This window comes from Pseudomonas sp. 3JA, from assembly GCF_036961705.1.
Classification (GTDB): Bacteria; Pseudomonadota; Gammaproteobacteria; order Pseudomonadales; family Pseudomonadaceae; genus Aquipseudomonas; species Aquipseudomonas fluorescens_Q.
The window spans coordinates 203,569-217,716 of sequence record NZ_JBAMDJ010000001.1 but is presented as its reverse complement, the minus strand read 5'-3'; the positions used below and the strand labels follow the sequence as shown (position 1 = coordinate 217,716).

9 protein-coding genes are annotated in these 14,148 nt (G+C 63.3%); 5 read left to right on the top strand and 4 right to left on the bottom strand.

Going from position 1 to position 14,148, the window contains the following annotated elements; all coding sequences use genetic code 11:
• The first annotated feature begins 148 nt into the window (after positions 1 to 148).
• A complete protein-coding gene (locus V7773_RS00955) occupies positions 149 to 5,245 on the top strand; it encodes a leucine-rich repeat domain-containing protein (RefSeq protein WP_336071745.1) in 5,097 nt (1,698 codons plus the stop codon).
• A gap of 3 nt (positions 5,246 to 5,248) precedes the next feature.
• On the opposite strand, the gene V7773_RS00950 is transcribed toward V7773_RS00955, so the two are convergent.
• Together V7773_RS00950 and V7773_RS00945 are read right to left on the bottom strand one after the other, a co-directional pair.
• Positions 5,249 to 6,211, bottom strand: a complete 963-nt coding sequence (locus tag V7773_RS00950; RefSeq protein ID WP_336071743.1) for a class I SAM-dependent methyltransferase — start codon at positions 6,209 to 6,211, stop codon at positions 5,249 to 5,251.
• A 172-nt stretch (positions 6,212 to 6,383) separates the two neighbouring features.
• Entirely contained in the window at positions 6,384 to 7,067 is a 684-nt protein-coding gene (locus tag V7773_RS00945; protein ID WP_336071920.1) for a murein L,D-transpeptidase catalytic domain family protein, read from the bottom strand.
• Positions 7,068 to 7,229: 162 nt separating this feature from the next.
• On the opposite strand from V7773_RS00945, the gene V7773_RS00940 reads away from it, so the two are divergent.
• Positions 7,230 to 8,792 carry a L,D-transpeptidase family protein gene (locus V7773_RS00940; protein WP_336071742.1) on the top strand — a complete coding sequence of 521 codons (1,563 nt, stop codon included), beginning with the start codon at positions 7,230 to 7,232 and terminating at the stop codon, positions 8,790 to 8,792.
• Between the two features lie 2 nt (positions 8,793 to 8,794).
• On the opposite strand, the gene V7773_RS00935 is transcribed toward V7773_RS00940, so the two are convergent.
• Positions 8,795 to 9,424 (bottom strand): NAD(P)H-dependent oxidoreductase, encoded by a 630-nt coding sequence (locus tag V7773_RS00935; protein ID WP_336071740.1) that lies wholly within the window; start codon positions 9,422 to 9,424, stop codon positions 8,795 to 8,797.
• Between the two features lie 82 nt (positions 9,425 to 9,506).
• On the opposite strand from V7773_RS00935, the gene V7773_RS00930 reads away from it, so the two are divergent.
• The gene (locus V7773_RS00930) at positions 9,507 to 10,130 is read left to right on the top strand and encodes a TetR/AcrR family transcriptional regulator (RefSeq protein ID WP_336071738.1); all 624 of its coding nucleotides are present in this window, start codon (positions 9,507 to 9,509) and stop codon (positions 10,128 to 10,130) included.
• Between the two features lie 79 nt (positions 10,131 to 10,209).
• On the opposite strand, the gene V7773_RS00925 is transcribed toward V7773_RS00930, so the two are convergent.
• Complete coding sequence (locus tag V7773_RS00925) at positions 10,210 to 10,623, bottom strand: CBS domain-containing protein (protein ID WP_072345929.1); 414 nt, start codon at positions 10,621 to 10,623, stop codon at positions 10,210 to 10,212.
• A gap of 558 nt (positions 10,624 to 11,181) precedes the next feature.
• Between V7773_RS00925 and nirB the strand changes: the two genes are divergently transcribed.
• Together nirB and nirD are read left to right on the top strand one after the other, a co-directional pair.
• Complete coding sequence (gene nirB / locus V7773_RS00920; protein ID WP_336071735.1) at positions 11,182 to 13,743, top strand: nitrite reductase large subunit NirB; 2,562 nt, start codon at positions 11,182 to 11,184, stop codon at positions 13,741 to 13,743.
• Entirely contained in the window at positions 13,743 to 14,129 is a 387-nt protein-coding gene (nirD, locus tag V7773_RS00915) for a nitrite reductase small subunit NirD (protein WP_063321203.1), read from the top strand. Before nirB ends, nirD begins: the two co-directional genes overlap by 1 nt.
• Positions 14,130 to 14,148 lie beyond the last annotated feature (19 nt).

The following is a 14,148-nucleotide window of genomic DNA, read 5'->3' as shown; positions in this document are numbered from 1 at the left end:
GATTCGCTTGCTGCGCTGACACCCGCAACCCCTTGCAACGGTTGCGCGGTTTCAAAAAACAATCGGTTTGTAGAGCATCGACCCCGCCAAAACCTGGCGCACGTGGCAACGTCGCCCATTCAATCGCCCCCAAGGAAGGAGGTCCAACATGTCCACACTCGAGACCCATGTCGAGTTCATCCACGCCAGGCTGCCCATCTGGTTGAAACGCGCCTCGCGAGCCCATCAGAAGCGTTTCAAGGTCCTGACCCAGCAATTGCAGCGCGACAGCGACACCCTCAATGCGCTGATGGTCGACTTGCCGCCCCCCGATACCTTTACGCGCGACCTGCTGCTGGCTCAGCCGCCCGTGCAGGCCTGGGGACCGGTGAAGGGCAAGGGCGGCGTCGTGGAGGCGGTACGTCGGGCACGGGTCAAGCGCGATGCCTTCGGCACCTCGTTGTTGGTGGTCGAAGCGGCCATGCGCAATTACCCTCCCGCCGATGCCGCCGTCGGCAGCGAGTTCGACAAGAAAGGCGAGCTGTTCATCAAGGGCCAGCCCGGGGAGTTCCATCGCTGGGGCGCTCCGTCAGCGACCCTGCCGCTGCCCATGACCCCGGCCAGTTTCGCCCTTCTGTGTCGAAGCATGGACGCGGGTGGCGCTTACCAGCGTTTGCTCGAACAGCGGCTGCCGCATATCGGCGCTGAGGTTCCCGCCGTTGCCAAGGCCTACATGGCCTATGCACGCAGTCAGCTGGCCTACGACGCCTACGAGGCGAAGCTGGATGGGCGCCTGGATGTGACCGGTGAGCGTTTGCTGGCCTATGTCGGTGTGCAGCTCGAAGATCGGCCCGTGGAGCCTCTGGCTTGCGAGATCAAGGCACTGGAAGTGCTGTCTGTGCCGTTGTTCGGTGCTCGGGTCTACTGGGGGGTGGCAGGGAACGCCCAGGGCGTACGCCCGGTGGTCTTGCACTTGCCCCATGACGTGGTGGCGCCCGTCAAGCAATTCCCCAGCCTGCAGGCCATGGCAGCACAGCTGGCCGAACAATTGCGCAAGCGCAGCTATCGCCAGAGCCTGATGCGTTACCTCCCGTTGCGCCTGCAAGCCCAACTGGGCGATGCCCTGCATGATCAAGTGGAATGGGAGATAAAGGACAACCTCAATCTGTTCCAGGAAATCCATGCGCGTGTGACCGGCTGGCGAGAAGGGGAGCTGGGCGAGGGTGGCAACCCCAGGCGTATCCGGGTGCCGACGCCCCACGTGCCCTGGAGTCTTGGCGATGTGCGCAAAAATCAATGGGACGATCGCTATCACGAATGGCGCACCCATATCCTGGCCAATGCCTCGACGCTGATGGTCCCCACCAAGGACCAGGACTGGCAGGCGCTGCTGGCACGCTTCGAGTATTGGGAAAGCCTCGCGGAGCGTTCGCTGATGCTCGCCGTCAGTTTCATCCCGTTTTGCGCACCGATTGGCATGGCCGCAGCGGCGGTGGGCGGGGTACGCCTGGTGTATGAGTTCTTCGAAGGTATCCAGGCGTTCAACGAAGGCCACGCCCAGGAAGGCATCGACCATATCTTCAACGTCTTGTTTGGGATCGCTCAAGGTGCCTACCTGGGGTTTATCGGTGGGGCCGTTGAACCCATGCCGCTGAGTGACGGTACGACACGCCTGTGGAACGGCGATGTCACGCCGTTCCAGGCCCGGCAGCGCCCCCCCTTGGTGGCTGAACAGGACGCCTGGGGCGTTTGGCGCACGGCCGACCAGGCGTGGGTGCAGGTCGAGGGCCAATATTTCGAGGTGCAAGGGACTGCCGATGCCTTGGGCTTGCGCCTGCCCGCCGGCCATCGAGGCGTGACACCGCTGCTGGAATGGAGCCGTGCTCGCGGCTGGCGCTGGGCGCACCGCAACCCATTGCAGCGCAGCAACCTGGAACTGCTGCGCGACTTTGCCGAAACGCCAGGCGAGCTGGACGACAAGACGATCCTTGCCTTGCAGCGACAGGCCGGCATCAGTGAGGCGCACCTGCGTTACCTGCAAGTGGAAGGACAGCCGCTGCCGGCGCTATTCGCCGACGCCCTGAGTGAAGCGCGCAACTGGCAAAAGGTGCAGCAGACCATTGGCCGTCTGCGGCGTGATGAAGCGCCCGGGCATGTGCCTGTGCAAATCGCCCACACCCTTGTGGATTTGCCGGGTTGGCCAAGCGAGCTGAGGCTGCGTTATCACGACGGCGGGCAGGCTCACGTCACCGGTGACACAGCCGCTACGCGCGTGCTCGACGTACACGACGCAGACCTGGAGCAAGACGCCTGGGCGGGTCGCATCCTGGCCGGATTGAGCCTGAATGAACAGCGCACGCTGCTGGGGCAAAGCCCCCTCGGACTGCGCCCGGTGGAGCGCAGCCGGTTGTTGGCCGGGCGCTGGTCCGACTACCTGGAACGCCATGGGACGCAAGTGAGCGCTGCCCTGGCCCGGCCCGCAGCGCTCGATCCGCAGGCCGTTCCCGTGGCGCGTGCTTTCCCGGGCCTGCCGGAGTTCTTGGCCAACGAACTGGCCAGCCAGGCTCGAGGCCAGGACCGGCTGCGCCTGCTTGAAGGCCGGGTGACCGGGCGCCTGGGCAAGCAATGTGTAGAAGCCCTGAGCGAGCTGCGCCTGACCCGCGCCTTGCGTGCCCTGGAGCGCGGCGAAAGCAGCGCCGACCGGGACGCTATGGTCATGGGGTTGCTTGGCGACACTGCGCGATTACACGGTCGGCTGCACCTGCGTCTGTCCTCGCCCGAGCAGCAAGGCCCGCTCACGGTGGGAGAGGCAGGGCCTTTGAAAGTCATTCGCCAGGAGGACGGCCAATACCTTCCCTTTGACGAAGCGGATAACGAACTGGCTGGGCCTTCGAGCCTGGAAGAAGCGTTGCTCAGGGCGATGCCGGACGAAGCACGCAATGCCTTGGGCCTGAATATCTGGGACGCAGCCAAGCTGCGTGAGGCCCTTCTTGAGCAAGCCCTGGATGATCGACAGAGTCTGCGTTCGTACCTGCGACTCAAGCGCTTCGACAACATGAATGAGGGGCCGCAGTGGCTGAACGGATACTTTGGTTATCCCATGAGCGGCCGTGGCCGACTGCCGTTGCGGCGCTGGCTTGGCACCCTGCAAGGGCGCCTTGAACGGCTGTATCCCCACTACGCCGGGGCTGCCTTCGAGGGGCTGCAACGCGGCTTGACCGAGCAGGCCGAGCGAGAAGGCATCAGTCTCGATGACCTGGTTGGCCGCTTGACGACTGAATGGGCAACCCTGGATGAAGGGCTGCGCCAATGGGAGGTTGAGGAGGGCCTTCATCACCCTAACGAGGGCCGTTACAACCGTGATGAACTGATTTCGGTGCGCAGGGAAGTGACGAGGGAAATCCGCCGGGCCTGGCGACGTGAACCCGATCCGGACCGGGAAGATAGCGAGCTGATATTGCGTCTATCGGGGTGGGACATCGGCCGGCTTCCACCCCTCAGCGCGCGTTTCGACCATATCGAAGAGCTGATGTTGGCGCACATGGGCTTGAGTGAAGACCCCTCGGATTTCCTGCGGCTGTTCCCCAATATCGAGACGCTGCGCCTGCACGGCAATAATCTCACCACCGTGCCAGCGGCGGCCGGCGAGTTTCGCAACCTGCTGGAGCTGTCATTGGGCAGGAATCCGCTCAACCTGGACGCGGATGCTTTCGCCCCCTTGCTGGGCGCCGACCGCGCTCCCTGTCTAGAGGAGCTGAACCTGTCCGAGGTGAGCGGCGGGACCGTACCCGGTACCGACCGAGCCGTGGCCATCGGTCGCTTGGCAGAATTGCCCTCGCTGCGGGAGCTGGTATGGTCCGACAACTTGCATTTCACCCCCGAGGAATTGCAGGCCATCACCGCTTTACCGGGATTGCGCACCCTGGACCTGGCTCGCTGTGGCCTGCGCCTGGATGAGGAGGGTAGTGCGTTCCTGCGTAGCGCCACGACCGTCAGGGATTTACGGCTGAGCGGTAACAACTGTCGCGATTTACCGGACCTCCCCGAACTGGTGTCCTTGGAGGCGCTGGAGCTGGCCAACGCCGGGCTTGAACGCGTTCCCGCGCTGGCATTGCGGTTGCTCTCGAAAACATCATCCGAGCCAATCTTCATCGACCTCAAGGGCAATCGCATCACCGACATCCAGGGTGACTTGATCCCGGCGCTGGGCAACCTGCCAACGGGGAATACCCTTGGGCTTTGGCTCGAAGATAATCCACTGCCCAGCGCCCAGATCCGAATCCTGCGGGCCGTGGACCCCCAGGCTTTTCGCTACACCGTCGACGACTGGCTTGATCCCTTCAACGAACTCCAGCGGGCGTTGGAAGTGGCCCGCGACGATGCCGGCGGGCGGCGTTTCATCGATTGGTACTCCGGCCTCATCCGTGACGCCGATGCCGATGTGCCGGGCGGGTTGGCCGCCGGTGATCGACAAAGGGCGACCAGCATCCTGCAGTACTACACCGGTTTCCCGGACACCTATGCCGACCTCTCGGCACGGGTTGCGGATTTCGACCAGCAATTGGCTCAACTGCGTACACGCTTGCAGGCCCGCGTGCTGGACAGGCAACCGCCGGACGTCCCCGAACTGGAGGCGCATTTCCTGATGTTCCAGGCGGTTCAACGTGCCCGCCTTGAACCGCAAAGGGTGCCTTTCGCGAGCTTCCTGGGCCGCCACCATGACTATTGGGGCAGGGTATTGAGCGGGCGTTATCCCGACGTCTCGCAGTTGCGGGCGGCCATGACACGGGAAGGCTTCATCAACTGGCTCAGCGACGCCCAGGACTCCTTTAACGGCAACGATCAAATACCTCGCGTCGGCGAACTGACCTGGCGTCCCTACCTGGGGTTGATGTCCCGCGAGTGGTCCGACGGCTTGGCGATCTGGGACACCGTGGAAGACGATCTGGTGGATGCCTTCAGCGAGCCGGTGGACCCTTCCCATTGGCCCCAGGTGTTGCTGGATAACCTGGCACACCCGGATGCCGACCTGCCCAGTGCCCTGGAATCCGTCACCGGGCCAGAAGGGATCGTCTGGCACCGTGTGAGGCTCGAGGCGGTGGCGGATGTGGATTGGGCCGCCGGCCAGCCGGTGACGCTCAGCGAAGACCAGTTGCGGCGCACCATGGCCATCTATCGCTCGGTCAAGAGCCGGGAGGTTGAAGGGATGGTCAAGCGGATCACCACAGGCCTGGTCAGCCCTTGGTGGTCGTTGCGCACGCAATAGAGGTTACTGGCCGGCACCCTCGCCAGAGGCCGTCATCCTGAATACCAGCGCCTTCAGGCCACACGCCATGTCGGCATCTGGAAACTCCGGCGGATTCGCCAGCCGCTGTTCGAACACCAGGCCCGGTGCTTCGCGGGTGACGCCGTCGATGAGGAAGTCCGGGCCGGTGGCCGGGTCGTTGCTGCAGGCCAGGACCGTGCCGTCGGCGGTCAGCAGTTCCGGCAGGCGGCGCAGGACGCGCTGGTAATCCTTGGTCAGCAGGAAACTGCCTTTCTGGAAGGTGGGCGGGTCGATGATCACCAGGTCATACGGCCCGCTGTTGATCACCTTGCCCCAGGACTTGAACAAATCGTGGCCGAGGAAACTCACCTGGCCCAGGTCATGGCCGTTCAGGCGATGGTTGTCGCGGCCACGACTCAGGGCCGCACGTGACATGTCCAGGTTGACCACGTGCTGCGCGCCGCCGGCGATGGCCGCCACTGAGAAGCCGCAAGTGTAGGCGAACAGGTTCAGTACCCGTTTGCCCTCGGCGTTGGCCCGCACCCAGTCGCGGCCATAACGCATGTCGAGGAACAGGCCGTTGTTCTGCTTCTTGCCCAGATCGATCCGGTAACGCAGGCCGCCTTCGGTCAGGGTCCATTCGTCAATGGGCTCGCCCACCAGCCATTGGGTGAGGCTTTGCGGCAGGTAGCGGTGCTGTACGGCCAGCGTATGGGCCTTGCTGTGTTGCCAGGCCGGCGACGTAGCGAGCGCCAGCAGTGTCGCGATCAAATCGTCCAGGTGCGTGGGTTCTGGCTCCTTGAACAGCGAGACCAGGACCACCCCTTGCAACCAGTCGACAGTGATTTGCTCCAGGCCCGGCCAGCAGCGCCCGCGGCCATGGAACAGGCGCCGGGTTTCTTCTGGCGCCGACTCCAGGGCTGTCAGCAAATGGGTGTGAAGGGTTTGAAGGGCTTCAGGGTTCATCGCAAAGGCCAGCAATTCGAAGGGCCGGCATTCTAACCACCCGTGACCCTTGTGGCGAGGGAGCTTGCTCCCGCTTGAGTGCGAAGCGCTCACACTATTGATTGGGCCTGCTACTGATGGGGGCTGCTACGCACCCCAGCGGGAGCAAGCTCCCTCGCCACGGGGGCCGTGTCTAACTGCCGCTGGTCGCAAGGATACTGGCAACCTGTTGCGGCTGGCAGTTGAGGTACGCCGAACGCTTGAGCCAACTGGGGTCCGGGTACCAGGAAAACATGAATTGACCGCCCTTGAGCTTGTCGATCACCTGGCGCGCCACCTGGGGGCGTACGGCAGGGCAACCCTGGCTGCGCCCGATGCGGCCCTGGCGCACGCTCCATAAGGGGTTCACGTAGTCGGCGGCATGGATCACGATGGCCCGATCGCGGGCCTGGTCATTGAAACCCGGCTCCAGGCCGTCCATGCGCAACGAATAGCCGTGGGTGCCCTGGTAGCTTTCCTGGGTGCGAAACAGGCCCAGGCTGGATTGGTAGCTGCCCAGGCGATTGGAGAATTGCGTCGCGAAGTTTTCCCCGGATTTTTGCCCGTGGGCCACCAGGTCACGCAATACCAGCTTCTTTTGACGCAGGTCGAAGATCCACAGGCGACGGGCCGTGGAGGGTTGCGAGTAGTCGATGACCGCCAGGTGGCGGGCCTGGCTGGCACCATTGGCGACCGCGCATTGCATGGCGCTCAGGGCACTTTTGAGCGCCTGGGGATTGAGTTCCGGCGCTGCGTGGGCGAGGCTGTTGTAGAGCGTTTGCGAATTCGTCTTCTTTTCGGCCAGCGCCGGGCTGCAAATGACGCCCAGGCCCAGCATGACCAGGCAGAGTCGGCGCAAAAAGCCCTGTACAGGCGAAGCGTTTCCAGCGTGGTGTTCGTTCGCGGCATCCCGTCCGATTTCGTTTGTTTGCATGATGGCGGGTTGTACCTGTCGCAAAATTCACCGTCAACGAGACGGCCATGGAGTGGAGTAAAGCAGTTGTTCAAAAAGTCCGCATGTTACCTGAGCCTTTTATTGCTCACTGCGCCATTGGTCGCGACAGCCGAAGACAGCGATCCGGCGCTCGTGCAGACCACACTGGCGCAATTGGCGGTCGCGTGCCCGGACGTCGCGGTGGGCGTCGACTTTCCGACGCAGCTCGATTTGCAAGCGTTCTATCAGCAAAACGCAGGCCAGGAAGTCTGGTCGGACGACGAACGACGGGGGGCGTTGCAGGTCCAGTTGCAACAACTGGCCGACGACGGTCTCGATCCCGTGCGCTATGGCTTGCCGGTCGAGGGGGCGACCCAAGGCCCTCATTGTGCCGACATCGCCATCAGCCGGCGCTACCTGCAAGCCTTGCATGACCTGCGTTTCGGCTACCTGCCTCAAGACCGGCTGGAACCGGTGTGGAAGGCCAATCCACCGCCACAGGACCATCCGGCCGTGGTGTTGGCCATCGCCGGGCTGGGCCTGCGGAACCTGGCCGACGCTTTTGAACAGGCACGGCCGAACCTGGACCTCTACCGCAATCTGCGCGGCCTCTATGCCCGGCTGCGACAACAGCCTTTAGCCGAATGGCAAGCGGTGCCGGGCGGGCCGTTGCTGCAACCGGACAAACAGGACGCCCGCGTACCCGCCCTGGCCCAACGACTGTTCAACGAGGGTTACCTGAGTACGCCGCCGCAGTTGAGCGACGAGCACTACAGCCCCATGCTGGTGGAGGCGATGAAGAGCTTCCAGGCCCAGCATTCGTTGCAGGCCGATGGGGTGGTGGGGCCGTGGACCGTCACCGAGCTGAACATCAGCCCGGCCATGCGTCGCGAGCAGCTGCGCATCAACCTGGAGCGCATGCGCTGGCTGGCCCAGGACGTGGAGACCGACAGTGTCCTGGTCAACGTGGCAGCGGCGCAGTTGACGGTCTACCAGGGCGGCGCCCCGGTGTGGCAAACCCGCACCCAGGTGGGCCGTGCGCAACGGCAGACGCCGTTGCTCAAATCCCACGTCACCCGACTGACACTCAACCCGACCTGGACCATTCCGCCGACCATCATGCGCGAAGACAAACTGCCCGAGATCCGCCGCGATCCGGAGTTTCTCAGCCGCCACAACCTGCGGATTCTCGATGGTGATGGCCTGCCATTGCTGGCGGAGGATATCGACTGGGAGCACCCGGGCAACCTCATGTTGCGCCAGGATCCAGGCCCGAAGAACCCGTTGGGCAAAATGGCGATTCGTTTTCCCAATCCGTTCTCGGTGTACCTGCATGACACACCGAGCCAGGCACTGTTCAGCAAAGGCCCGCGAGCCTTCAGTTCAGGCTGCGTGCGGATCGAGCAAGTGATGCGCCTGCGCGACTTGCTGGTAAGCCCGGCCGAACGCGCCCGCACTGAGACGTTGCTGGCCAGTGAGTCGACCCACGAGTTCAGGCTGGCCCGGCCCGTGCCGATCCTGCTGGGCTACTGGACAGCACAAGCGGACAGCCAGGGCCAGGCGGTGTACGTTCCGGATATCTACGGGCGTGACGCGACACTGTCGGCCGCCCGTGGTCGCGCGCTCTGAGTTCAGGCGCATGCGGTCGCGGGGGCATGGGTGGTTTCGTCGAACGTAGCGAACAAGCGCTGGCCGATAATGCCGGCGGCCTGCAGATGTTGTTGTGGATCGGCGGTTTCCGAGTCGAGCAAGCGCTGGGAACTCACCACGCGGGCGCCGCAGTAACCGAAAATGCCATGGTCGATCTGCGTGGTCATGGCCTCACCGTAGCCGTGGCGCTGGAAGCTGTCGGCATCGGCGCCGCCGACCCCCACCAGATGGACCTGCAAGTGCTGCAGTTTCTGGATGAAGGGCTTGTCGAGGCTGAAATCGAATGCCCAGCCGTTGGAAAACACCCGGTCGATCCAGCCCTTGAGCAGCGCCGGCATGGACCACCAGTAAATTGGATAGACCAGCACCAGCGTATCGGCACGGTCGATTCTGGCTTGCTCGGCCAGCACATCCGCCGGCGGCAAGGCTTCGCGGTGGTGCACGGCATGGTCGGCAAAGCTGAAACGCGGATCGAAGCCTTCGGCGGCCAGGTCGGCGATCTCGAACGTATCGGCGGGGTTGGCGCGGGTGATGCCTTCGGCGATTTTTCCGGCCAGGCTGTGGGTGAGGGAGCGCGGATCGTGGTGAGCCACAACGATGAGTGCATGCATGGCGAAACTCCTTCTGGTCACGAGGTCTTGATGACAGGTATGCTTAAGTTACGCTTAGTAAGTTACGGTTGGTAAAGTTAGCATGTCAAGCACTGACGAACATTCGCAGGCGTCACCTCGTCGTCGTTTATCCCGGCATGACCGGCAGCGCCAATTGCTGGATGTCGCCTGGCGACTGGTGCGGGAGGAGGGCAGCGACGCCCTGACGCTGGCGCGGCTGGCGGACCAGGCGGGGGTGACCAAGCCCATCGTCTACGACCACTTCATCACCCGGTCCGGGTTGCTGGCGGCGCTGTACCAGGATTTCGACGCCCGCCAGACCGCGTTGATGGACGCGGCCCTGGACGCCAGCGACGCGACCCTGCAAAGCCGGGCGGCGGTGATTGCTTCTTCCTACGTCGAGTGCGTGCTGTTGCAGGGCCGAGAGATTCCCGGGGTGATCGCGGCGTTAACCAGTTCGCCGGAGCTGGAACGTATCAAGCGCGAATACGAGGGTATTTTTCTCGACAAGTGCCGCGCGGTGCTGGAGCCGTTCACCGGCACGAAGGGCATCACCCAGGCCGGTTTGCGGGCGATGCTGGGAGCGGCGGAAGCATTGTCCAATGCCGCCGCCACTGGGGAAGTCAGCGCTGACGAGGCGAAGGAAGAGTTATTGGCCAGTATCGTGGCGATGGTGACCAGGACCGCCGATAACCCTTCAAGCTGACCCACCGCTATCGCGAGCAGGCTCGCTCCCAGCGCAAAGTGCATGCCGGACAACCGCCTCGTGCTTGCTTCGGGGGGGGTTAATGGGGCCGGGCCACACCACGCAGCAGATTGGCGCTGAGCTTGTCGGCATTGCAACTGGCGACGTTGGCCAGCGAGACCATGCCCACCAGGCGTTTGTCGCGATTGACCACCGGCAGGCGGCGTTTTTCGATCTGGGCCATGTTCTTGGCCACATGGTCGATCTCTTCGTCTTCGAAGCAGTAGCGCACCTCATCGCTCATGATCCGACTGACCGGGGTGTTCATGTCCATGCCATCTGCCATGGCTCGAACCACCAGGTCACGGTCGGTGATCATACCGGCCATACGGTCGTCCTGATTGATGATCAGCGCGCCGATGTCGGCTTGGCGCATGATTTGCGCGACTTCGCGCAAGGAAGTCTCGGGGGAGACCGTGCGTACTTCCCGACTCATGACTTCATTGATTTTCATCGCTGAATCTCCTTTTTCTCGGGTTGGACAGCAAGCCTCGATCCGGGCCGGGCAAGTCACCTGCGCGACACCGGACGGGGGCCTCACTTATTGTGAAAATCCGGGTGGGTGATGGTTCAGGATTTTTCCCGACAGGTTTGAATGGCTGCACTTTTATGAAGCCGCAGGCGGGTGATCGCACCATCGCAAGGCAGTGGGCGGTGCTTGGGAAACGGCGGAAGAGGCCGCTCAGCTCGCGGTGGCTGGGCCGACGGTTTCGCGGCCAGGCCCGCTCCCACGGGGGATCGTCGGCGAATGCGAGGTTGCCAACAGCGTTGCGGATTAGGTTTGGCACGCTCGCTGCAAGAGGCTATCCAGGCCCACCGTGAACACAGTCGAGTGGGCAGCCCCGTCGGTCAACGAAGATCGAGCGCCAGCAGGCCGGGGGACATCGGTAGGTCAGGGCGCAGTCGCCGGGCCGATACCGCACAGAACAGGCAAAGACGCCTGGAACCGCAAGGTTTCAGGCGTCTTTTTTTTGCTTTCAAAATCGTGATGGGCTTTTGTCGGGTGCTTTTTATGAATTCCAACGTTGCTTCTCTGAACAAGCTGCAAACGCTGATCGTGATCGGCAATGGCATGGTCGGCCATCACTGCGTCGAGCAATTGATCGAGCGCGGTGCCCTCAATCATTACCGTGTGCATGTGTTCAGCGAAGAGCCGATGCGTGCCTACGACCGCGTGCACCTGTCCGAGTACTTCTCGGGCCGCGATGCCGAGTCCCTGGCCCTTGGCGAAGCGTCGTTGTACCAGACCCCCGGCATCACGTTGCACCTGGGTGTGCCGGTGCTGGAAATCGACCGTGACGCCCATCAGGTCGTTACCGCCCATGATCGCCTTCACTACGACAAACTGGTGCTCGCCACCGGTTCCTACCCGTTCGTGCCACCGATTGAAGGTGCCGAAGGCGATTCGTGCCTGGTCTATCGCACCCTGGAAGACTTGGACGCGATCCGCGCTGCCGCCAGCAATGCCCGTCGTGGCGTGGTGGTCGGTGGCGGCCTGCTCGGCCTGGAAGCGGCCAACGCGCTCAAGACCCTGGGTCTGGAGGCCCACGTGGTGGAATTCGCCCCCCGACTGATGCCGGTGCAATTGGATCCCCAGGGCGGCTTGGCCCTCAAGGCCCGTATCGAGAAGCTGGGCGTCGGCGTGCACCTGTCCAAGGGCACCCAGTCCATCAGCGCCGGTGAGCAGTACCGTTATCGAATGAATTTCGGCGACGACGATTTCCTGGAAACCGACCTCATCGTGTTTTCCGCCGGCATCCGTGCCCAGGATGCCTTGGCTCGCCAAAGCGATCTGCAGATCGGTCCGCGCGGTGGCGTGGTGATCGACGACCATTGCCAGAGCAGCGACCCAGACATCTACGCCATCGGCGAATGCGCGGCCTGGAACGGCAGCATTTTCGGCCTGGTCGCCCCGGGCTACCAGATGGCCCGCAATGTCGCGGCCCGGCTGTGCGGCGAAAGCGCTGACGCCTTCACCGGCGCCGACATGTCCACCAAGCTCAAGTTGCTGGGTGTGGACGTCGGCTCCATCGGCGACGCCCATGGCAACACCCCGGGGTCGCGCAGCTTCCAATTCATCGACGAAACCAGCGCCAGCTACCGGCGACTGGTGGTGGACGCCGCCGGCAAGCGCGTGATCGGCGCGGTGCTGGTGGGCGACAACAGCTACTACGACACCTTGCTGCAATACATGCAGAACGGTATCGCCTTGCCCAAGGACGCTGCCAGCCTGATCCTGCCCTCGTCCGAAGGCGCCCCGACCCTGGGTCCGGCGGCGCTGCCGGAAACCGCCACGATTTGCTCGTGCCATAACGTCACCAAGGGCTCGATCTGCTCGGCCATCGACGGCGGCTGCACCGATCTGGGCCAACTCAAATGCGACACCAAGGCCGGCACCGGTTGCGGTGGTTGCGCGGCCCTGGTCAAGCAAGTGTTCGAGCATGAGTTGACTGCCCGCGGCGTCAGCGTCGACAAGAGCCTGTGCGAACATTTCGCCTACACCCGCCAGGAGTTGTACGCCCTGGTGCGGGTGGAAGGCATCATCAGCTTCGAAGAACTGCTGGCCAAGCACGGTCGTGGTCACACCGGCTGCGACCTGTGCAAACCGGCGGTGGGCTCAATTCTCGCGTCGTGCTGGAACCAGCCGATCATGGACCCGTCCCTGGTGCCGTTGCAGGACACCAACGACACCTTCATGGCGAACATGCAGAAAAACGGCACCTACTCGGTGGTGCCGCGTATCGCCGGTGGGGAAATCACCGCCGACAAGCTGATCGCCATCGGCGTGGTCGCCAAGAAATACGACCTCTACACCAAGATCACTGGCGGCCAGCGCATCGACCTGTTCGGCGCCCAGTTGCACCAGTTGCCGGACATCTGGGCCGAGCTGATCGAAGCCGGTTTCGAAACCGGGCATGCCTACGGTAAATCCACGCGCACGGTGAAATCCTGCGTGGGCAGCACCTGGTGCCGCTACGGCGTGCAGGACAGCGTGCAGATGGCCCTGACCCTCGAGGATCGCTACAAAGGCCTGCGCTCGCCCCACAAGCTCAAGTTCGCGGTGTCCGGTTGCACCCGCGAGTGCGCCGAGGCCCAGAGCAAGGACGTCGGCGTGATCGCCACCGAGAAGGGCTGGAACCTCTACGTGGCCGGCAACGGCGGCATGCGCCCGCGTCACGCCGAGCTGTTCGCCACCGACTTGGATGACGAGACCCTGATCCGCTACATCGACCGTTTCCTGATGTTCTACATCCGCACCGCTGACAAGTTGCAACGGACCTCGGTCTGGCGCGAAAGCCTGGAAGGCGGCCTGGACTACCTCAAGGACGTGATCATCGACGACAGCCTCGGCCTGGGCGCGGAGCTCGAGGCGCAGATGCAACTGGTGGTCGACCGTTACGAATGCGAATGGGCCAATGCCCTCAAGGATCCGGAAAAGCTCAAGCGTTTCCGCACCTTCGTCAACGACGGGCGCGGCGATCCGGATGTTCATTTCGTCCGCGAGCGCGGCCAGCGCCGGCCGGTTCACGCCCACGAACTCCACCTGATTCCCGTTACCGAGGAGGTGCTCTGATGAGCCAGTCAAACGTCGTTCGTATTCCTGTCCGCGATGTCGCTCAAGAACCGCTGCAATGGCGTGCCCTGTGCAGCCGTGACGATCTGGTCCCCAACTCAGGCGTGGTCGCCTGGCACGACGGCAGCCAAGTCGCTCTGCTGTACCTGCCCGAGCATCAGGACAAGCCGCTGTACGCCATCGACAACCGTGATCCCAAGTCCGGCGCGAATGTCATCGGTCGTGGCTTGCTGGGCAGCATCAAGGGCGACCTGGTGATTGCCTCGCCGATGTACAAACAGCATTTCCGCCTGGAAGACGGCCATTGCCTGGAATACCCGGAACAGCGCCTGCGGGTCTGGCCGGTGCGTCTCAATGGCGATGTGGTCGAGATCGGCGAAGACTGACCCGCTTCTGTGGCGAGGG

Bases quoted from the DNA above. Each gene is read 5' to 3' on its own strand.
- V7773_RS00955 (WP_336071745.1), top strand. From the start codon at position 149: ATGTCCACACTCGAGACCCATGTCGAGTTCATCCACGCCAGGCTGCCC.
- V7773_RS00950 (WP_336071743.1), bottom strand. From the start codon at position 6,211: ATGAACCCTGAAGCCCTTCAAACCCTTCACACCCATTTGCTGACAGCC.
- V7773_RS00945 (WP_336071920.1), bottom strand. From the start codon at position 7,067: ATGCTGGGCCTGGGCGTCATTTGCAGCCCGGCGCTGGCCGAAAAGAAG.
- V7773_RS00935 (WP_336071740.1), bottom strand. From the start codon at position 9,424: ATGCATGCACTCATCGTTGTGGCTCACCACGATCCGCGCTCCCTCACC.
- V7773_RS00930 (WP_336071738.1), top strand. From the start codon at position 9,507: ATGTCAAGCACTGACGAACATTCGCAGGCGTCACCTCGTCGTCGTTTA.
- V7773_RS00925 (WP_072345929.1), bottom strand. From the start codon at position 10,623: ATGAAAATCAATGAAGTCATGAGTCGGGAAGTACGCACGGTCTCCCCC.
- nirB (WP_336071735.1), top strand. From the start codon at position 11,182: ATGAATTCCAACGTTGCTTCTCTGAACAAGCTGCAAACGCTGATCGTG.
- nirD (WP_063321203.1), top strand. From the start codon at position 13,743: ATGAGCCAGTCAAACGTCGTTCGTATTCCTGTCCGCGATGTCGCTCAA.